Annotated in this window: 16 protein-coding genes and 1 pseudogene; 12 read left to right on the forward strand and 5 right to left on the reverse strand. The window is 69.4% G+C overall.

Annotated elements, in window-relative coordinates; translation table 11 throughout:
• Nucleotides 1-12 precede the first annotated feature (12 nt).
• From ABD235_RS35725 to ABD235_RS35735, 3 genes are all read left to right on the forward strand, one after another.
• Entirely contained in the window at nt 13-612 is a 600-nt protein-coding gene (locus tag ABD235_RS35725) for a TetR/AcrR family transcriptional regulator (protein ID WP_344182360.1), read from the forward strand.
• Between the two features lie 85 nt (nt 613-697).
• Nucleotides 698-1,207, forward strand: a complete 510-nt coding sequence (locus ABD235_RS35730) for a P-loop nucleotide/nucleoside kinase family protein (RefSeq protein ID WP_344182362.1) — start codon at nt 698-700, stop codon at nt 1,205-1,207.
• 32 nt (nt 1,208-1,239) lie between these two features.
• Nucleotides 1,240-3,387, forward strand: coding sequence for a molybdopterin-dependent oxidoreductase (locus ABD235_RS35735; protein WP_344182364.1), 2,148 nt, complete (start codon nt 1,240-1,242; stop codon nt 3,385-3,387).
• A gap of 41 nt (nt 3,388-3,428) precedes the next feature.
• Here the strand turns inward: ABD235_RS35735 and ABD235_RS35740 are convergent, their stop codons facing one another.
• A complete protein-coding gene (locus tag ABD235_RS35740) occupies nt 3,429-4,445 on the reverse strand; it encodes a LacI family DNA-binding transcriptional regulator (protein ID WP_344182366.1) in 1,017 nt (338 codons plus the stop codon).
• Between the two features lie 731 nt (nt 4,446-5,176).
• On the opposite strand from ABD235_RS35740, the gene ABD235_RS35745 reads away from it, so the two are divergent.
• The 5 genes from ABD235_RS35745 to ABD235_RS35765 are packed head-to-tail and all read left to right on the forward strand — an operon-like array spanning nt 5,177 to nt 10,951.
• Nucleotides 5,177-5,923 (forward strand): sugar phosphate isomerase/epimerase family protein, encoded by a 747-nt coding sequence (locus ABD235_RS35745; RefSeq protein WP_344182368.1) that lies wholly within the window; start codon nt 5,177-5,179, stop codon nt 5,921-5,923.
• Complete coding sequence (locus ABD235_RS35750) at nt 5,920-7,017, forward strand: Gfo/Idh/MocA family protein (RefSeq protein ID WP_344182370.1); 1,098 nt, start codon at nt 5,920-5,922, stop codon at nt 7,015-7,017. The genes ABD235_RS35745 and ABD235_RS35750 overlap by 4 nt, the downstream gene beginning before the upstream one ends.
• Entirely contained in the window at nt 7,017-7,622 is a 606-nt protein-coding gene (locus tag ABD235_RS35755) for an SGNH/GDSL hydrolase family protein (protein WP_344182371.1), read from the forward strand. The genes ABD235_RS35750 and ABD235_RS35755 overlap by 1 nt, the downstream gene beginning before the upstream one ends.
• A 55-nt stretch (nt 7,623-7,677) precedes the next feature.
• Nucleotides 7,678-10,152 (forward strand): glycoside hydrolase family 2 protein, encoded by a 2,475-nt coding sequence (locus ABD235_RS35760; protein ID WP_344182373.1) that lies wholly within the window; start codon nt 7,678-7,680, stop codon nt 10,150-10,152.
• A 34-nt stretch (nt 10,153-10,186) separates the two neighbouring features.
• Complete coding sequence (locus ABD235_RS35765) at nt 10,187-10,951, forward strand: MerR family transcriptional regulator (RefSeq protein ID WP_344182375.1); 765 nt, start codon at nt 10,187-10,189, stop codon at nt 10,949-10,951.
• 3 nt (nt 10,952-10,954) lie between these two features.
• Here the strand turns inward: ABD235_RS35765 and ABD235_RS35770 are convergent, their stop codons facing one another.
• Nucleotides 10,955-11,746, reverse strand: a complete 792-nt coding sequence (locus ABD235_RS35770) for a cytochrome c oxidase assembly protein (protein ID WP_344182377.1) — start codon at nt 11,744-11,746, stop codon at nt 10,955-10,957.
• Nucleotides 11,743-12,173 (reverse strand): annotated as a pseudogene (locus ABD235_RS35775) (DUF2243 domain-containing protein). Before ABD235_RS35775 ends, ABD235_RS35770 begins: the two are co-directional and overlap by 4 nt.
• Before the next feature lie 250 nt (nt 12,174-12,423).
• On the opposite strand from ABD235_RS35775, the gene ABD235_RS35780 reads away from it, so the two are divergent.
• From ABD235_RS35780 to ABD235_RS35795, 4 genes are all read left to right on the forward strand, one after another.
• Nucleotides 12,424-13,092 carry a polysaccharide deacetylase family protein gene (locus tag ABD235_RS35780; protein WP_344182381.1) on the forward strand — a complete coding sequence of 223 codons (669 nt, stop codon included), beginning with the start codon at nt 12,424-12,426 and terminating at the stop codon, nt 13,090-13,092.
• Between the two features lie 92 nt (nt 13,093-13,184).
• Nucleotides 13,185-14,546 (forward strand): APC family permease, encoded by a 1,362-nt coding sequence (locus ABD235_RS35785; RefSeq protein WP_344182382.1) that lies wholly within the window; start codon nt 13,185-13,187, stop codon nt 14,544-14,546.
• The gene (locus tag ABD235_RS35790) at nt 14,543-14,959 is read left to right on the forward strand and encodes a hypothetical protein (protein ID WP_344182384.1); all 417 of its coding nucleotides are present in this window, start codon (nt 14,543-14,545) and stop codon (nt 14,957-14,959) included. The genes ABD235_RS35785 and ABD235_RS35790 overlap by 4 nt, the downstream gene beginning before the upstream one ends.
• Nucleotides 14,959-16,182 (forward strand): glutathionylspermidine synthase family protein, encoded by a 1,224-nt coding sequence (locus tag ABD235_RS35795; protein ID WP_344182386.1) that lies wholly within the window; start codon nt 14,959-14,961, stop codon nt 16,180-16,182. Before ABD235_RS35790 ends, ABD235_RS35795 begins: the two co-directional genes overlap by 1 nt.
• On the opposite strand, the gene ABD235_RS35800 is transcribed toward ABD235_RS35795, so the two are convergent.
• Entirely contained in the window at nt 16,183-17,643 is a 1,461-nt protein-coding gene (locus ABD235_RS35800; protein ID WP_344182709.1) for an NAD-dependent succinate-semialdehyde dehydrogenase, read from the reverse strand.
• A 32-nt stretch (nt 17,644-17,675) separates the two neighbouring features.
• Entirely contained in the window at nt 17,676-18,743 is a 1,068-nt protein-coding gene (locus tag ABD235_RS35805) for an MsnO8 family LLM class oxidoreductase (RefSeq protein ID WP_344182388.1), read from the reverse strand.
• Between the last annotated feature and the right edge of the window lie 39 nt (nt 18,744-18,782).

Genomic DNA, 18,782 nt, shown 5'->3' on the forward strand with positions numbered 1-18,782 from the left:
CTAAAAAGGGTCATGCCGAAAATCGTCGACCACGAGGCCCGCCGCGAGGAGATCGCCCAGGCGCTGTGGCGGGTGGTCCGCCGGGACGGGATGCGGGCCGCGTCGGTCCGGACGGTGGCCGCCGAGGCCGGCTGGTCCGCCGGCGCCGTGCGTTACTACTTCCCCGACCAGGACGGCCTGGTCAGCTTCGCGATGGACCTGGTCGCCCAGCGCGTGCGCGCGCGGGTCTCCCAGCTCGAGCCGACCGGTACGCCGGTCGAGATCGCGCTGCGCTACCTCGAAGAAGTGATCCCGCTCGATCCAGAACGGCTGGCCGAGTTCGACGTCTGGCTGTCGTTCACCGCGCAGGCGCAGGCCGAGAGCGGCGCGGGTGGTCTGCGCAAGCTCCTCGGTCCGGTCAACGAAGGACTGCGCGGGCTGTGCAACTCGCTGCTGACCCACCTGTCCGAGGCCGGCCGGCTGCGGCCCGATCTGGACCTCGACCTGGAGACCGAGCGGCTGCACGCGCTGATCGACGGGATCTCCTTGCACGTGACGATCCAGCCCGATGTGACCACCGCCGAACGGGTCCGGGAAGTGCTGGCGGCACACGTCCTGTCACTGCAGCCCTGACGGCCGTCTCACCTGCTGGCAGACTCCGGACAACCAGTGGGCGAGACCTGACGAAACCCTTGTCCCGCGTGGCACCATCCACCCTATGCAGACCGAGGGGGTGATCGTCGTCAGCGGAATCATGGCGGCGGGAAAATCGACGGTCTCGCAACTGCTGGCCGAACGCTTCCAGTACGGCGTGCACCTGCGCGGCGAGGTGTTCCGCCGGATGATCGTCAGCGGCCAGGCCTCGGCCGAGGCGGACGACGGCGAAGAGGCGCAGAAACAGCTGAAACTGCGGTACCGGCTGGCCTGTCAGGCCGCCGACGGCTACGCGCAGGCCGGCTTCACCGTCGTACTGCAGGACGTGGTGATCGGTGAACTGCTCCGCGAGTTCCTGGAGAACATCCAGAGCCGGCCGCGCTACCTCGTCGTCCTGACTCCGCGGCCGGAGGTGATCTCCGACCGCCTCGGCGGGTTGTCGGTCGACGAGCTCGACTACGAGCTGCACGCGTTCAGCCCGCGGCGCGGGTTGTGGCTGGACAACTCCGACCTCACGCCGAACGAGACGGTGGACGCGATCCTCGGGCGGCTCGACGAAGCGCGGTTCGACTAGTCGCCGTCGTTACCGGAGCGTAAGTTGGCGGGATGGCAGCCACCGTGCGCAGGACCTCGTGCAACTTGTGTGAAGCCATCTGCGGTGTGCTCGTGACCGTCGAGGACGGCCGGGTCACCGACATCCGCGGGGACGAGTCCGATCCCCTGTCGCACGGGCACATCTGCCCGAAGGCCGTCGCGCTGAAGGATCTGCAGGAGGATCCCGATCGGCTGCGGACGCCGGTACGCCGTACGGCTTCCGGCTGGGAGCCGATGGATTGGCCTGCGGCGTACGCGTTGGTGGCGGACCGGTTGCTGGCGATCCAGCGGGAGCACGGGCGGAACGCGGTCGGTGTGTACCTGGGCAATCCCAACGTGCACAGCCTCGGCGCGATGACCCACATGCCGACGGCGCTGCGGCTGCTGCGGACCCGGAACCGGTTCAGCGCGACGTCGGTGGATCAGCTGCCGCACATGCTCGCGTCGTACCTGCTGTACGGGCATCAGCTGATGGTGCCGGTCGCGGACATCGACCGTACGTCGTACCTGCTGATGCTCGGCGCGAATCCGCTGGCGTCGAACGGGAGCATGATGACCGCGCCCGGATTCGGGCGGCGGCTCCGTGAACTGCGGCGGCGCGGTGGACGTGTGGTCGTGATCGATCCGCGGCGGACCGAGACGGCGGCTGTCGCCAACGAGCACCACTTCGTGCGGCCGGGGACGGATGCGGCGTTCCTGCTCGCGCTGATCCATCAGGTGATCGCGGACGGGCACGCGCGGCCGGCCTCGTACGTGGACGGACTCGATGCGGTGACCGCGGCCGTCGCCGAGTGGACGCCGGAGCGGGCTGCTGCGGCTACGGGGATTCCTGCTGACGTGATTCGACGGATCGCTGGTGAGTTCGCGACCGCGGATCGGGCTGCCTGTTACGGGCGAGTGGGGGTGTCGACGCAGCAGTTCGGCGCGGTGTGCCAGTGGGCCGTGCAGGTGCTGAACATCATCACCGGGAACCTCGATCGGCCCGGTGGCACGATGATTCCGCGGCCCGCGGTGGACACGCTGCGCGGCATCGGGCGCGGGCACGTGGGGGTGTGGAAGAGCCGGGTGCGCGGGCTGGCGGAGTTCGGCGGTGAGCTGCCGGCGTCGGCGATGGCCGAGGAGATGCTGACCCCTGGTGAGGGGCAGATCCGCGCGATGGTGACGATCGCGGGGAACCCGGTGCTGTCGACGCCGAACGGCCGGAGGCTCGACGAAGGGCTGGCGGGGCTGGAGTTCATGGTCGCGGTCGACCCGTACATCAACGAGACGACCCGGCACGCGGACGTGATCCTGCCGCCGACTCCGCCGCTGGAACGGGACCACTACGACCTGGCGTTTCATCAGCTCGCCGTACGGAACACGGCGCGGTGGAACTCGGCTCCGCTTCCCCGGGACAAGTCTGCACGCCACGACTGGGAGATCTTCCGCGATCTCGGCCTGGAGCTGCTCCGTCGTGGTCCTTTGTCGCGACAGAAGCTGCTGGCGACCGCGCGACTCCGGCTGTCGCCCGCGCGAGTGGTCGACCTCGGGCTCCGCACCGGCCCGTACCGTCTGTCGCTGCGCAAGCTGCGGAAGTCGCCCGGCGGGATCGACCTCGGACCGCTGCAGCCTTCCCTGCCTGGCGCGCTTTACACGCGAAACAAGCGCATCGACCTGGCTCAGGCAAGCATTCTCGACGACCTGCCCCGACTCGCTTCGCATTTGGTTGCCGTTGGCAACCCGGATGATTTGATGCTGATCGGCCGGCGGCACCTGCGCAGCAACAACTCCTGGATGCACAACTCGGCCCGCCTGGTGAAGGGCAAGCCGCGGCACCAGCTGCTGATGAACCCGGCCGACCTGGCGCGTCGCTCGCTGACCGACGGGGAGCTGGTCGAGGTGACGTCGGCCGCGGGCTCGCTGTCCGTTGAGGTTGCCGCAAGCAACGACATGATGCCCGGCGTGGTGAGCTTGCCGCACGGCTTCGGGCACGGGCTGCCCGGCGTACGGCTGAGTGTCGCCGGTCAGGTCGCGGGCGCCTCGGTCAACGACGTCACCGACGACGCTGTGACCGACGCGCTGGGCGGAACGGCGACGCTGAACGGCGTACCGGTGAAGGTCAGCAAGGCGGCCGCGCGCGGGGACCTCGGACAGGAAGCCGGGGCCTTGAACAAGTCATAGGGTGTTCAAGGTCTCCGGTGGGTGTCCGAGGCCCCGGGTTGTCACCGCGGGTTGGGCGGTCCTGAGCTTTCGCGGATGACGAGGACCGGCGTGGAGTAGAGGTGCGCGGCGGCGGGCGCGCCGTCGAGCAGGCCGAAGAGCCGGGTGGCCACCTCCGCGCCGTACGCGACGATGTTGTGGCTCATCGCGGTCAGCGTCGGATGCGTCAGCCGGCACAGCGCCGAGTCGTCCCAGGCCACCAGCGTGACGTCGTCCGGCGACTTGAGCCCGAGCCCGTTGACCACCGACAGCCCGGCGACCGCCATCAGGTCGTTGTCGTAGATGATCGCGGTCGGCGGCTTCTCCGCGGTCATCAGCTCGCGCGTCGCGGCGGCGCCTTCCTCGCCGGAGAAGTCGGTGTGCCGGATCCGCAGCTGCACACCGAGCCGTCGCCCGACCGCGGCGTACGCCTGATCCCGGATCCACACATGCCCGTGCTCCGGCGGCCCCGCGACCCGCGCGATCGCCTTGTGCCCCAGGGATGCGACGTGCTCCACCGCCGCGTTCATCGCCGACCGCCCGTCAGTCCACACCGACGTCAACCCGTCGGCAAGCACCGGATCCCCGACGATCACCGCCGGCAGCTCGAGCTTGCGCAGCAACGGAATCCGCGGATCATCCACCCGCAGATCAACCACGATCACCCCGTCGACCCGGCGCTCGGCCGCCCACTTCCGGTAGGTGGCCATCTCCTCCTGCACATCAGGCACCACCTGCAAGGCGAGCGCGTACGACTTCTCCCCCAGCACCGACTCGACCCCACCCACGAACCCCATGTAGAACGGCTCTTCGCTCAAGGTCTTCGCAGTCCGAGCCAGCACCAACCCGAACGTCTCACTCCGAGCCGCCGACAGCTGCCGAGCAGCCCGATTGGGCACCCACTCCAGTTCCTCGGCCACCTTCAGCACCCGAGCCCGGGTCGCCTCCGAAACCCCCGGCTGGTTGTTCAACGCGTACGACACCGCACCCTTGGAGACCCCGGCCCGTCGAGCAATCTCCTTGATGGTCACACGGCCCACGATCGGCCTCCTTCGAACGGGCGGACCGAACCGTGACGGGCGGCTCGGCAGACCCACATTCTGCGCCGCCCCCCACTGTCTGTCTGCAGGCAACCCGAATTCCATCACCCACAGCAACCATTTGATCAAACCCAGAGCCACCCACCGAGCACAGCCAGAGACAGCAACAACAAGCCAGAGCAACAACCCAGAAGACAGTCCAAAGGCAAGATCGAGTCGGACCACCGCAGTGGCGAGCACAGATGCCCCGCCTCAGGTTGCAGGGCCAGGGGTTACTGCGACCCGCTCCCGCACGACCAAGGTTTGCGGCATGGAGCTACAGGAGGCCGCCACTCACCCACCCGAGGCCTTCCCATGGGTGCGCTTGTACGCCGACCCCGAGCTGCTGAAAGCCCTGCAGGCACCACAGGCGACCTGAGGCGGGGCACCCCGGGCCACCACAGCGGACGCACCGCCACTATCTCTTCTCTTCTTCTCTTCTCTTTTGTTCTGGCTCTTCGGTTTGCCCGGTCTCTTCCTTCGTCCTTCTCCTTGCCTGGCTCCTCGTGTTGCTGGTGCCTGTCTCCGTCCGATCTTCGGGGAAGCGTTTGCCGTTGGTGACCAGGGTGTGGTTCGACTCTGGTCCGGGAGGGGAGTCTTGGGATAGTCTGCCGACGGTACTTAACCGGTTCGGTCAAGCATGCCGAGGGGTCTCTGGGCAGCGGAGGCGTCTTGGCGACGAGGAGAGAAGAATGGTCGCAGTGGACAACCTGTCCCTCCAGCTCTACACCGTGCGGTACAAGCTGGAGGAGGACTTCGACGCCACCCTGGCCCGGATCGCGGAGATCGGCTACACCAAGGTGGAGCCGTTCGGTCTGGTGAACCTGGCCGGGAAGCTGGCCGACGCGCTGCCCAAGTACGGTCTGTCGGCGCCGAGCACCCACGCGGGGCTGCTGCGTGAGGACAGCGGGCCGATCTTCGAGGCCGCCAAGCAGCTGGGCATCGGCACGGTCATCGACCCGCACACGGACCCGGCGCGCTGGCAGTCGGTGGACGAGATCAAGGCGATCGCCGAGGGCCTGAACGCCGCCGCGAAGGAAGGCGCCGAGCACGGCATCACGGTGGGCTACCACAACCACCACTTCGAGCTGGAGTCGGTGATCGACGGCGTGCACGCCCTGGAGATCCTGGCCGACAACCTGTCCGACGAGGTCATCCTCGAGGTCGACACGTACTGGGCCGCCGTCGGTGGCGCCGACGTGCCCGCGCTGCTCGGCCGGCTTGGTGACCGGGTGAAGGCGCTGCACGTCAAGGACGGCGACGGCACCCTGGACAACAAGGCCCAGGTCGCGGTCGGCGACGGCACGATCGCCGTCAACGACATCCTGGCCGCGGCCCCGACCGCGCTGCGCGTGGTCGAGCTGGACGACTTCACCGGCGAGATCTTCGACGCCGTCGAGGGCAGCTTCCGCTGGCTCACCGGGCAGGACCAGGCATGAGCCCGGTCGGCGTAGGCGTCATCGGCGCCGGCGTCATCTCCGACGCCTACATCAAGAGCATGCAGAGCTTCCCGGACCTGCAGGTCGTCGCGATCGGCGACCTGCGTCCGGAGGCGGCCAAGGCGAAGGCCGAGGAGTACGGGATCGCGGCGCACGGCGGCCCCGAGGCCGTGCTGAACAACGCCGACGTCGAGATCGTGGTCAACCTGACCATCCCGGTCGCGCACGTCGAGGTCGCGCTGGCCGCGATCGCGGCGGGCAAGCACGTGTGGAGCGAGAAGCCGTTCTCGCTCGACCAGGAGAGCGGCCTCAAGCTGCTCGCCACGGCGCAGGACGCCGGGCTGCGGCTCGGCTGCGCGCCCGACACCATCCTGGGCCCGGGCCTGCAGGAGTCGCGCCGGATCATCGAGAAGGGTGACATCGGTACGCCGCTGACGGCACTCACCCTGATGCAGTCCCCCGGCCCGGAGTCCTGGCACCCGAACCCGGCGTTCCTGTTCCAGGAAGGCGCCGGCCCGCTGTGGGACATCGGCCCGTACTACCTGACCACGCTGGTCCAGCTGTTCGGCCCGGTCGCGGCGGTCGCGGGCTTGGGGTCGAAGTCGCGCGAGAAGCGCACGATCGGGTCGGGCCCGCTGGCCGGGACCGACTTCGACGTGACCGTGCCGACGCACGTCAGCGCGATCGCGCGGTTCGAGTCGGGGCAGTCGTCGCAGAGCATCTTCAGCTTCGACTCGCCGCTGCCGCGGGCCGGGTTCGTCGAGATCACCGGTTCCGAGGCGACGCTCGCCGTACCGGACCCGAACCGGTTCGACGGTGAGATCAAGATCCGCCGCCGCGGCGGGGACGACTGGGAAACCGTCGTCACCACCGAGGCGACGGCCGAGCGCGGTACCGGCGTACTGGAGATGGCGCGGGCGATCCGTGCCGACCGGCCGCACCGGGCGACCGGCGCGCTGGCGTTCCACATCGTCGACGTGATGGCCTCCATCACCGAGTCGATCGACACCGGCGCCTTCGTAGACGTGACCAGCACGGTCGAGCTCGCTCCGGTCCTGCCGGACGACTGGGACGTGAACGCGGCCACCCTGTAATGACGGACGACAACCTCCTGGATCCCCGGCGGACCATCGTGTTCGCCGGGGACTCCGTCACCGACTGCGGCCGGCGCACCGATCCGGCCGGTCTGGGCGACGGCTACGTGAAGAACCTGTACGACGCCCTGCCGGGCCCCCGGATCGTGAACGCCGGGATCAGCGGCGACCGCGCCGTCGACCTGGTGGCGCGCTGGAAGACCGACGTGCTCGCGCACACCCCCGACCTGGTCTCGATCCTGGTCGGGATCAACGACACCTGGCGGCGCTACGACAAGGACGACCCGACCTCGGCGGAGTCGTTCGAGGCGTCGTACCGCGAACTGCTCGATCCCTTGCGGGAGGTCCGGCTGGTACTGGTCGAGCCGTTCCTCGTCCCGGTGGACGACGAGCAGCACGGCTGGCGCGAGGACCTGGACCCCAAGCTCGAGGTGGTTCGCCGCCTGGCGATCGAGTACGGCGCCCTGCTGGTTCCGGCCGACGCCGAGTTCAATGCCCTGGCCTCGGAGGTCGGACCGGAGACCCTCGCCGACGACGGCGTGCACCCGACGGCCGCGGGCCACCGCCTGCTGGCCGATCTCTGGCAGCGCACTGTCTTTTCCTGAAGCACCGGCCTAGGCTTACTTGAGTCGGTTAAGTAACTCCTGAAAGAGACCCCTCGTGAACCTCGCTTCTCCTCGCCATGTCCCGCTGACCACCGCCGGTGGCGCCGGGTGGACCGTGCGCGCCGTCGACGGTCCGGTGCCTGACGGGCACCGGGCGATCCTGGACGCGCCGATCGCCGCGACCGTTCCGGGCGAGGTGCACACCGACCTGCTGGCGGCCGACGTCATCCCGGACCCGTTCGACGGGGACAACGAAGGCAAGCTGCACTGGATCGGCCGGACCACCTGGAGCTACTGGACCGAGTTCGACTGGGAGTCCGACAGTCACGCCGTCCAGGAACTCGTTGCCGAGGGCCTCGACACCGCGGCGACCGTCACGCTCAACGGCACGGAGATCGCCAAGACCTGGAACCAGCACCGCTCGTACCGGTTCGACGTCACCGCGCTGCTCGTTGCTGGCCGCAACGAACTGGTGATCGAGTTCGCCGGCCCGGCCGACACCGCGGACCGGCTGGCCGAACAGCTCGGGCTGTGGCCGCACACGAACCTGCACCCGTACAACGCGATCCGCAAGATGGCCAGCAACTTCGGCTGGGACTGGGGACCGGACGTCGCGACCGTCGGTGTCTGGAAGCCCATTCGGATCGAGTCGTGGACCGGAGTTCGAATCGACTCCGTCCGGCCGCTCGCCGGCCTGGACGGCGACAACGGCGTACTGGACGCCAAGGTGGCACTCGCCTGGGCCGACGGGTTCACCGCCGACGCGACGATCACCGTCGAGGTCGGCGGCACCACCGCGGAGACGACCGTTGCTTCCGGCACCGAAGAAGCGACGGTCTCGGCAACGATCGCCGACGTCGACCGCTGGTGGCCGCGTGGGCACGGCGAGCAGCCCTTGTACGACGTCACGGTCGGGGTCGCAGCTGCTGAGCAGACCGACGGCTGGACCGGCCGGGTCGGCTTCCGCACGATGACGATGGACGTCGCGCCGGACGAGCACGGCGGCCCGTTCGTGCTGTCGGTAAACGGCAAGCCGGTCTTCGTCCGCGGCGCGAACTGGATCCCGGACGACGCGTTCGTCACCCGGCTGGACCGGTCGACGTACGAGCGCAGCATCGCCGACGCGGTCGACGCCGACATGAACCTGCTCCGGGTCTGGGGCGGCGGAATCTACGAGACCGACGACTTCTACGACATCTGCGACGAGCTCGGCATCCTGGTCTGGCAGGACTTCCTGTTCGCCTGCGCGGCGTACTCGGAGGACGAGCCGCTCCGGAGCGAGGTCGAGGCCGAGGCCCGGCAGGCGGTCACGCGACTGAGCCGGCACGCGAGCCTGGCGGTCTGGAACGGCAACAACGAGAACATCTGGGGCTACGTCGAGTGGGGCTGGCGCCAGCCGCTCGGCGGCCGGACGTGGGGCGAGGGCTACTACTTCGACCTGCTGCCGAAGATCGTCGCCGAGCTCGACCCGCGGACGCCGTACTCGCAGGGCAGCCCGTACTCCTACGACCACTTCATCCACCCCAACGACGAGCGCAACGGCACCATGCACGTGTGGGACGTGTGGAACCAGGTCGACTACTCGACGTACCGCAAGTACAAGCCGCGGTTCGTGTCGGAGTTCGGGTTCCAGGGGCCGCCGGCCTGGTCGACGCTGACCTCGGTCGTGCACGACCAGCCGCTCGACCCGTACGGCGAGCAGATGCTCGTGCACCAGAAGGCGTTCGAGGGCAACCTCAAGCTGGAGCGCGGACTCGGCGACCACCTGCCGATGTGGAAGAACATCGACGACTGGCACTGGACCACGCAGCTCAACCAGGCCCGGGCCGTTGCCTACGGTGTCGAGCACTGGCGCAGCCTGTTCCCGCTGAACACCGGCACGATCGTCTGGCAGCTGAACGACAACTGGCCGGTGATCTCCTGGGCCGCCGTCGACGGGCACGGGCACCGCAAGCCGCTCTGGTTCGCTCTCAAGCACGCGTACGCCGACCGGCTGCTGACCGTGCAGCCGCGCGAGGACGGGCTGGTCGTTGCCGGGCACAACGACACCGACGAGACCTGGTCGACGTCGATCACCGTCGCGCGCCGGAGCACGTCGACGGGCGGTGAGGTGCTCGCCCAGGAGACCTTCGCGCTCGAGGTCGGGCCGCGCTCCGCGGTGCTGAACTCGCTGCCGGAGTCGATCACCAAGGCTCAGGACGGGACCACGGAGTACATCGAGGTCCGCGGCGCGGACGGCAGTACGGCGTACTGGTACTTCGTCGAGGACACCGCGCTGCGGCTCGCCGGTGACGCGTACACCGCGTCCGTGGCAGCGGTCGAAGGCGGCTACGACGTCACGGTGACGGCGACCGCGCTGGCCAAGGACCTGGCTCTGTTCCCGGACCGCCTCGACCCGGCGGCGAAGGTCGACAGCGGCCTGATCACGCTGTCCGCGGGCGAGTCCCACACCTTCCACGTCACCGGCGCCGCCGCGCCGGCCGAGGTCGGCGTACCGGTCCTGCGCTCGGCCAACGACCTGGTGGCTTGAGTCTCCCCTGGGTGGAGACCGCATGGTTGAGGGCATGACCTACTCGATCGGCGAACTGTCCCGGCGGACGGGCCTGAGTGTGAAGACCATCCGCTTCTACTCCGATCGAGGGGTCGTGCCCACGACCCGCTCGAGGGCGGGCTACCGCCGGTACCAGGCGGCGGCCCTCCCCCGGCTGGAACTCGTCCGGACGTTGCGTGACCTGGGGCTTCCGCTGACGACGATCCAGCAGCTCCTGGCCGGCTCGTCGTCCCTGGACGAGCAGATCGCGCTCGAACAAGCCGCTCTGAAGACTCAGCTGCAACGCCTGGACGCGATGTCTGCGGCCGGGCGTGCGGCGTTGGTGGAGGACTTTCTCTCTACCGTTTTTCAGCACCCGGACAGCAGACTTGCGGCGGCGCAGCAGTCGATGGTCCCGGAGCTGCCGGCGGAGGCTTCGGTCGAGCAGCTCGAGGCTTGGGTGCAGCTGGCCGAATTGGCGCAGGACGCCGGCTTCCGCGAGCTGATGCGCGAGCTGGTCGACGGGTACACCGGCGACGGGCTGCGGCCGCACGACGTTGCCCGGGTACGGCGGGCGGTGGAGCCGGCGCTGGCGCTCGGCATTGATCCCCGGTCGCCGGAGGCCGGCGACTACCTGGCGGCGGTCGGGGTCGTCGACGTCGATCAGCTGCAGCTGGCGGCCGACGTACGGCGTGAGCGGTACTTCGACCTGCTGGCCGTAGTGAACGGATGGACGACACCGGACAGCCCGACCGACGCGCTGCGCTGGTATCTGGAAGCAGCTTCGTCGCGACCCTGAGCCTCACGCTCGTCGTGGAGCAGGTCGCAGTGCTCGTCCTTCCGCGCGGTACCACTGGAGGGCGAGCACTGTGGCGAGGGCGATCTCGACGATGTCGCCTCCGTAGTACATGAGCTTCGCCCCGGCCGCTAGGTCCGCTGGGGAGAATTGGGTGCCCGGTGGTGGGGCGGCGTACAGGGACTTGGCCAGTACGGCGTGCGCTGCGCCGGCGAGTACAAGCGTTGCGGCGCGTGGCACGAGGGTGTGGCGTCGCCGTACTGGGTCGAGTTGGCAGATGGCGAAGGTGAAGAGCAGGCCGGTGACCAGAACGTGCGTGTGGACCAGCGCGTGCAGCCAGGGGTGCTCCTGGGTGCTGGCGAACAGCGGCGTGCGGTAGAGGATCCAGAGGCCGCCGCTCTCGAGCAGCGCGACCAGAGGGAGGCTGATCGACCAGCTCGTCCAACGGGAGTGCAGCACTCGGAGTAGGGCACGTCTGGGGCGGCGAGGCAGCACCCGCAGTGCAAGCGTGACCGGGCGGGCCAGCACGATCAGGACGGGTGCCAGCATGCCGATGACCAGGTGCTGAGCCATGTGGGCAGTGAACTCGCCACCGGGCAGCTGCACAGCCACTGCGGCACCCACCGCCAGCGCACCGGCCACGAAGGACGTGATGCGCCAGCCGGGCCAGGCGTCGCCACGCCGATGCAATCGCCGCGCTGCCCAGACGTAGCCCGCAGCCGGCAGGAAGGCAAGCACGACCGGCGCCAACAGGGCAGCAGTGCCGGAGTGCGAGACGTGCTCGTGCAGGCCGATCACGCGCGCCGCCGGAGCAGCACGGCACCGACGACCACCATCACGACGGCCAGGACGTTCCAGGTCCAGTCGTAGAACGTCAGGTCGACGTTGTAGCGAATCTGATGCAGGTCGAGCAGCTTGTGCTGGACGGTGCCGTCGTACAGCTGGAAGGCGCCGGCGCCCAGCAGGATGCCCCCGACGAGGCTCCGGCCGACCAGCCCCCGCGGCGGCGCAGGTCGGCCACCATGACCAGTCCGATCACCACCGCGAACCAGCCGAAGGCGTGGAAGAGTCCGTCGGACACCAAACCGGCCGCGGGCGTCGACCGGTCGTAGAAGTGGTGCCAGTGCAGCAGTTGGTGGAAGACCGTCTCGTCGACGAAGGCCGCCGTGCCGATGCCGATCAGGACGCCCGCCCACGTCGAGCGGGTCCGCAGCGGGGGTGACATCCGGCGCCGGTACCCAGCTGATCGGCCGGTACCCCTGCCGGAGGCATACTCGTGTCCTGTGACTGGGGCACGTGGATGGATCTTGCTGGCGTTGTGTGCGGTGCTCGTCGGCTGTGGGGACGCACAGCCAACGGCAACGCCACCACCGACCCGACCGGCCACCGTGTCGGCAAAGCCGACGCCGAGGCCCACGCCCACGCCCACTCCGACGCCGACCACCAGACCCGGCGAATCGCACCAGCAGAACCTGATGCCGATCGTCCAGCACGGACCGCGGGACAAGCCGCGGATCGCGCTCACGTTCGACGCGGACCTGACCGTCGCGATGCGCCGCCGGCTCACCAACGGCACGGTGAAGTCGTACTACAACGACGCCCTTGTCCAGCACCTCAGGGACCTGAAGGTCCCGGCCACCCTGTTCCTCACCGGCCTGTGGATGGAGCAGTACCCGGACCGCACCCGTGAGCTCGCGGCCGACCCGCTCTTCGAGCTCGGCACGCACACCTACGACCACCGGGCCTTCACCAAGCACTGCTACACCCTCGGCACGGTCGCGCGGCCCGACATGCTCACCGACGTACGCCGGGCCGTCACGATCCTCGACGGCCTGGATCCGCACGCGACGCGCTGGTTCCGCTTCCCCGGCGGCTGCTACGACGGTACGGCGCTGCACGAGCTGGCCCCGGCCGGTGTCACCGCGGTCGGCCTCGACGTCCCCGGCGCGGACGGCTTCGCCAAGTCCCCGAAATCGATCGTGAAGCAGGTGCTCGGCCACGCCCGGAACGGCTCGATCGTCGTCCTGCACCTGCACGGCGGCGACAACGCGCCGTACACGGACGAGGCGATCGTCCCGATCGTCACCGAGCTCCGCGCGAAGGGCTACGAGTTCGTCACCGTGACGGAACTGATGAAGCCCTGAGCACGTCAGAACGTGCAGTCAGTTGAGCGTCGACCCGACGGGGATGGCACTCTGGGCTGACTGAGATGTCCGGCAACCAGAGGGTGGGCACAGTGACGACGACGGAGTCGCGGTCGCGCGGCCGCAACCTGCGCCGTGACGCGCTCGGCGTCGGAGCCGGTACGGCGATCGGCGTCTCCTCCACCGCACCGGCGTACTCGCTGGCCGTGTCGGTCGGACTGCTCGCCGCGTACACCGGAGCCGCCGCACCGATCGTGCTGGCCGTCAGCGCCGTACCGGTCGTGCTGGTGGCGCTCTGCTTCCGTGAGCTCAACCAGGCCGAGCCGGACTGCGGTACGACGTTCCCCTGGACCGAGAAGGCCTTCGGCCTCGGTGTGGGCCGCATGGTCGGCTGGACCACGGTCATGGCCTGTGTGCTGGTGATGAGCAACCTGGCCCAGGTCGCGGCGATCTACACCTACGCACTGCTCGGCTTGGACGGCGCAGAGGACTCCCGGCTGGCCCAGGCCGCGCTGGGCACGGTGTTCATCCTGGGCATGGCTCTGCTCGCGTACCGCGGTGTCCGGATTGCCGCAGGCACTCAGCTGCTGCTCCTGTCGATCGAGCTGGTCGCACTGCTCTGGTTCGTCGTGGGAGCGTTCCGCGAGGCCGGAAGCCCCAGCATCCCGGCCTTCTCCGACACCGGCCAGGGCGCCTGGGCGGCCGGCGTGCTGGTCGCGGTGTTCCTCTACTGGGGCTGGGACTCGTCGTTCAGCGTCAACGAGGAGTCCCGCAACCCGCGCAGCACTCCGGCGATCGCCGCGCTGATCTCCAACGCCGTCCTGGTCGTCCTGTACGTCGTGGTGGCCTGGGCCGCCGTCGCGTACGCCGGGACCGAACAGCTGGCCGGCATCGCCGACGACGACTTCCTCGCCGTACTGGGTGAGGACCTGCTCGGTACGGCGGGCGGCAAGCTGCTGATCGCCGCCGTACTGGTCTCGGCGCTCGCTTCCACCCAGACGACGATCCTGCCGACCGCCCGGACGATGCTGTCGATGGCCCGCCGCGACGCGTTCCCCGGCCGGTTCGCCCGGATCTCCAAGCGGTACCAGACGCCCAGCGTGTCGACCTGGGTGTTCGCGGCGGCCAGCGTGCTGATCTACGTGACCCTCGTGCTCACCTCGGACGCCGTACTGGCCGACTCCGTCGCCGCGGTGTCGATCCTGGTTTCGCTGTACTACCTGGCGACCGCGCTGGCCGTGCCGGTGTACTTCAGCGGCCAGATCCGCGGCCGGGTCGTGCAGCGGGTCGTGGTGCCGCTGCTGGCGACCGTGTCGTTCGTGACCGTGCTGGTGCTGGCCGTGGCCGACGTGGGTACCGGGCCCCTGGTTGTGGTGGGTGTGACGATGGTGGTGGGCGCGGCGGTGATGTTCTCGATGAAGCCGCCGGCCGAGGGGGAGGGACGACGACGATGAGCGACCGCCGGATGCGCAGCGCGGGCATCACGCTCGGCCTGACCGCGCTGGTCGCGGCCTCGCTGACCGGGTGCTCCAACGACGACGACCAGCCGGAGTACGCCGCGATCTGCGTCGACCCGCAGACCGAGCAACGCACCGACGACAGCAACTGCAAGGACGACCGCGAGTACCACGGCTCCGGCGCCGGGTTCTTCTGGTTCTACATGGCCACACGCGGCGGCGGGCTGGTGCCGCCGATCGGGGGCCGGTTCAACGCCGGCCAGGGGACGTACACGATCCCCCGGACCAGCCAGACCGGCAGCGGGAGCCCGACCATCAAGCGCGGCGGGCTGGACACCAAGGGCGGCGACATCGGCACGATCTCGCGCGGCGGCTTCGGCAAGTCGGGCAAGGGGAGCTCTGGCGGCTGATGTGGCGGCACTCGATCAAGCCCCGTCCGGACTGGCGGGACAAGGTCGTCGAGCAGGGTCTGGTCTTCCCGATGACCGACCTGCCGGACGGCACCGAACGCCCGTACTGGAACGAGAGCGCCTGGTACGAGGTGACCATGGACGAGGTCCTGCACCTCGAGAAGGTCACCGAGGAGCTGTACGAGATGTGCAAGCACGCCGCCGCGGTGATGGCGGCCGGCGACCGGTTCAGTGACGCCCAGCTCGGTCTCGCGCCCGGCACGCTGCCGCTGGTGCAGGAGTCGCTGAAGCGCGACGACCTGTCGGTGTACGCGCGGTTCGACCTGGTCTGGAACGGCGTCGAGCCGAAGATGCTGGAGATCAACGGCGACACCCCGACCGGGCTGCTGGAGTCCGCGGTGATCCAGTGGAACTGGCTGGAGGAGATCTTCCCCGACGCCGACCAGTGGAACTCCGTGCACGACCGGCTGGTGAAGTGGTGGAGCGACCAGCGCGCGGCCGGCCGGTTCCCGGGCAACGAGGCGCACTTCTTCAACTCGGGCGCGGAGACCACCGGCGAGGAGGCGATGACGGTCGCCTACCTGCGCGACACCGCGGCGATGGCCGGGCTGGCGACGTACGGGCACGAGATCGAGGACCTCGGCTGGGAGTCCAACCAGCGCGCGTTCGTCGACTGGGGCGGGCGGAAGATCCGGACCGCGTTCAAGTTGTACCCGTGGGAGGACATGCTCGACGACGAGTTCGGGCGGTACCTGCTGGCCGGGACGGAGCGCGAGCCGGTGCAGTGGATCGAGCCGATCTGGAAGACGATGCTGTCCACCAAGGCGATCCTGCCGATCCTCTGGGAGTTGTATCCGGACCACCCGAACCTGCTGCCGGCGTACTTCGACGGCCCCGGTGACCTGCTCGAATGGGTCGCCAAGCCGCTGCACGGGCGCGAGGGCAGCAACATCCGGATCCACACCATCGGCGGCGACGACCACGTGCACGACGGGCCGTACGACACCGACACGATGGTGTACCAGGAGTGGAGCCCGCTGCCGTCGTACGAGGGGAACCGGGCGGTGATCGGCAGCTGGATCGTCGACGGCGCCGCGGCCGGGATGATGGTCCGCGAGTCCGACGGCCCGATCACCGACTACTACGCCCGCTTCGTCCCGCACGCGATCGGCACGTCGCCGCGGCCGGACGACGAGACGATCAAGCAGTGGCTCACCGAGTGATCAGTCGAGGTTGACCGCGACGTACTTGACCTCGAGGTACTCGTCGATGCCGACGCTGCCGCCCTCGCGGCCGAGGCCGGACTGCTTGACACCGCCGAACGGCGCGGCCGGGTTGGACACGATGCCCTGGTTGAGGCCGATCATGCCGGTCTCGAGCTTCTCCGAGACCCGCAGCGCGCGGCCCAGGTCCTTGGTGAACAGGTACGAGACCAGGCCGAACTCGGTGTCGTTGGCCATCGCGACCGCCTCGTCCTCGGTCTCGAAGGCGGTCAGCGGCGCGACCGGGCCGAAGATCTCCTCCTTCTGCAGGCGAGCACTCTTCGGTACGTCGGTGAGCACGGTCGGCGGGTAGAAGTATCCCTTGCCCTCGGCAACTTCCGCGCCGGTGAGCACCCGGGCGCCTTGCCGGACGGCGTCCTCGACCAGGTCCTTGACCTTGTCGCGCTGCTTGGCGTCGATCAGCGGGCCGACCTGGACCCCGTTATCGGTGCCGCGACCAACCTTCAGCGCGGTCATCTTCTCGGTCAGCTTGGTGGCGAAGGCCTCGAGCACCGAGGAGTGCACGTAGATCCGGTTGGCCGCCGTACAGGCCTCGCCGCCGTTGCGCATCTTGGCCAGCATCGCGCCCTCGACGGCCTTGTCCAGGTCGGCGTCCTCGAAGACCAGGAACGGCGCGTTGCCGCCCAGCTCCATGCTGGTCTTCAGCACCTGCTCGGCGGACTGCTCGATCAGCTTCTGGCCGACCGGCGTCGAGCCGGTGAAGGACAGCTTGCGCGCCCGTGGGTCGCGGATCAGCGGCTCCATCACGCCGCCGGAGTCGCTGGTGGTGACGACGTTCAGTACGCCGGCCGGCAGTCCGGCCTCGGTCATCAGCTCGGCCAGCTTCAGCATCGACAGCGGGGTCTGCGCGGCGGGCTTGATCACCATCGTGCAGCCGGCGGCGACCGCCGGGCCGATCTTGCGGGCGCCCATCGCGGCCGGGAAGTTCCACGGGGTGATCAGCAGGCACGGCCCGACCGGCTGGCGCATCACCAGGAACCGGCCCTGCCCGTTCGGAGCGATCTGGTAGCCGCCGTCGATCCGGACGGCCTCCTCGGCGAACCAGCGGAAGAACTCCGCGGCGTACGCGATCTCGCCCTTGGACTCCGCGACCGGCTTGCCCATCTCGAGCGTCATCAGCAGCGCCAGCTCGTCGGCGCGCTCGGTCATCAGCTCGTACGTACGGCGCAGGATCTCGCCACGGTCCCTCGGCGGGGTCGCCGCCCACTCGGCCTGCGCCGCGACGGCCGCGTCGAGCGCGGCCATTCCGTCGGCGGGGGACGCGTCGGCGACCTGGACGAGCGTCGTACCGGTGGACGGGTCCTCGACGGCGAGGGTCTTGCCGCCGTCGGCCGATTGCCACTTGCCGCCGATGAACAGCTCGGTCGGGCACTGCTGGACGACTTCCTGCTCGCGCGACATGCTCTGCCTTTCCATAGGTGGCAGTACCCACTTTAGGCAGTCGCTACGAAGTGCGGTGCAGAGCGCGGCACCGTGCGGATGGCCCGGGTCAGGGCCGCCGCGACCGTGCGGAGGATGGAGGAGCGCACCAGGCCGTCGTACGCCAGAGGTGCCAGCATGATCTCGGCCGCACCGGTCCCGGCCGCCAGCTTGGCCAGTCCGGCCGCGACGGTCGAGCGGGAGCCGACGATGTGGCCCGGGTCGTCCAGGAGCCGCTCGGCCCGGCCGCGCTCGCGTCCGGTGATCGGGGGCTCCAGCAGCTCGAGCAGCTCTGCCGGGGTGGCCCGCGGCGAGGCAGCGGCCAGCCGGTGCTTCACCCGGACGTACTCGGCCAGCCGGTTGAGCGCCTCCTCGTCCGTGTCGGCGGCAACGACTCCGACCGACACCCCCAGGTAGGGCTTGCCGGTCGGCCCGGTCGGCTCGAACGTGTCCCGGTACGCCGCCGCGGCCACCACAGTGGTCTCCGAGGCGGTCAGGAAGATCGGCAGTCCTCGTACCGCAGCCAACTGCGCCGTGGCCGGCCGGTTCGCCAAGACGAACACCGGCGGCGGCAACCCGGCCAGCGTGAGGCGGACGTCCCCCACCGGGGTCCGTCCGGGCAGTCCGTCACGCAGGAACCGGCACAGCTCGTCCAGCCGCTGCGGGAACGTCTCCCGCGCATCACCGGACCAGCCGAGAGCCGCCGCGGTACAAGGAGCCGACACGCTGCCTTCGCTGACCCCGAGGTCGATCCGGCTCGGGTACGCCGCGGCCAGCGCGGCGAACTGCTCGGCGATCAGCAGCGGCCTGTGGTTACCGAGCAGGACTCCCCCGGAGCCCAGCCGGATCCGGTCCGTCCGAGCAGCCAGTACGGCGGCCAGCACCGCCGGCGCGGCGCTGCCGATCCCACGGACGCCGTGGTGCTCGGCCACCCAGAACCGGCGGAAGCCCAAGTCGTCGGCGGTCTGCGCGACCTCGACGGTCTCCCGCAAGGCGGCCGCGGCCGACTGCCCAGCCGGCTGCGGCACGACGTCGAGCACCGAGTGGGCTGAGACCGGGAGACCGGGAGCTGGGCTGTACACCCGTCCACCGTGACACCTGCACGCCGTACCCACATGGGG

The organism is Kribbella lupini, from assembly GCF_039529595.1.
GTDB classification, from domain to species: Bacteria; Actinomycetota; Actinomycetes; order Propionibacteriales; family Kribbellaceae; genus Kribbella; species Kribbella lupini.

What these genes read in the sequence shown, in the direction of transcription:
- ABD235_RS35725 (WP_344182360.1), top strand. Translation starts at nt 13, where the DNA reads ATGCCGAAAATCGTCGACCACGAGGCCCGCCGCGAGGAGATCGCCCAG.
- ABD235_RS35730 (WP_344182362.1), top strand. Translation starts at nt 698, where the DNA reads ATGCAGACCGAGGGGGTGATCGTCGTCAGCGGAATCATGGCGGCGGGA.
- ABD235_RS35735 (WP_344182364.1), top strand. Translation starts at nt 1,240, where the DNA reads ATGGCAGCCACCGTGCGCAGGACCTCGTGCAACTTGTGTGAAGCCATC.
- ABD235_RS35745 (WP_344182368.1), top strand. Translation starts at nt 5,177, where the DNA reads ATGGTCGCAGTGGACAACCTGTCCCTCCAGCTCTACACCGTGCGGTAC.
- ABD235_RS35750 (WP_344182370.1), top strand. Translation starts at nt 5,920, where the DNA reads ATGAGCCCGGTCGGCGTAGGCGTCATCGGCGCCGGCGTCATCTCCGAC.
- ABD235_RS35755 (WP_344182371.1), top strand. Translation starts at nt 7,017, where the DNA reads ATGACGGACGACAACCTCCTGGATCCCCGGCGGACCATCGTGTTCGCC.
- ABD235_RS35765 (WP_344182375.1), top strand. Translation starts at nt 10,187, where the DNA reads ATGACCTACTCGATCGGCGAACTGTCCCGGCGGACGGGCCTGAGTGTG.
- ABD235_RS35780 (WP_344182381.1), top strand. Translation starts at nt 12,424, where the DNA reads ATGCCGATCGTCCAGCACGGACCGCGGGACAAGCCGCGGATCGCGCTC.
- ABD235_RS35790 (WP_344182384.1), top strand. Translation starts at nt 14,543, where the DNA reads ATGAGCGACCGCCGGATGCGCAGCGCGGGCATCACGCTCGGCCTGACC.
- ABD235_RS35795 (WP_344182386.1), top strand. Translation starts at nt 14,959, where the DNA reads ATGTGGCGGCACTCGATCAAGCCCCGTCCGGACTGGCGGGACAAGGTC.
- ABD235_RS35800 (WP_344182709.1), bottom strand. Translation starts at nt 17,643, where the DNA reads ATGTCGCGCGAGCAGGAAGTCGTCCAGCAGTGCCCGACCGAGCTGTTC.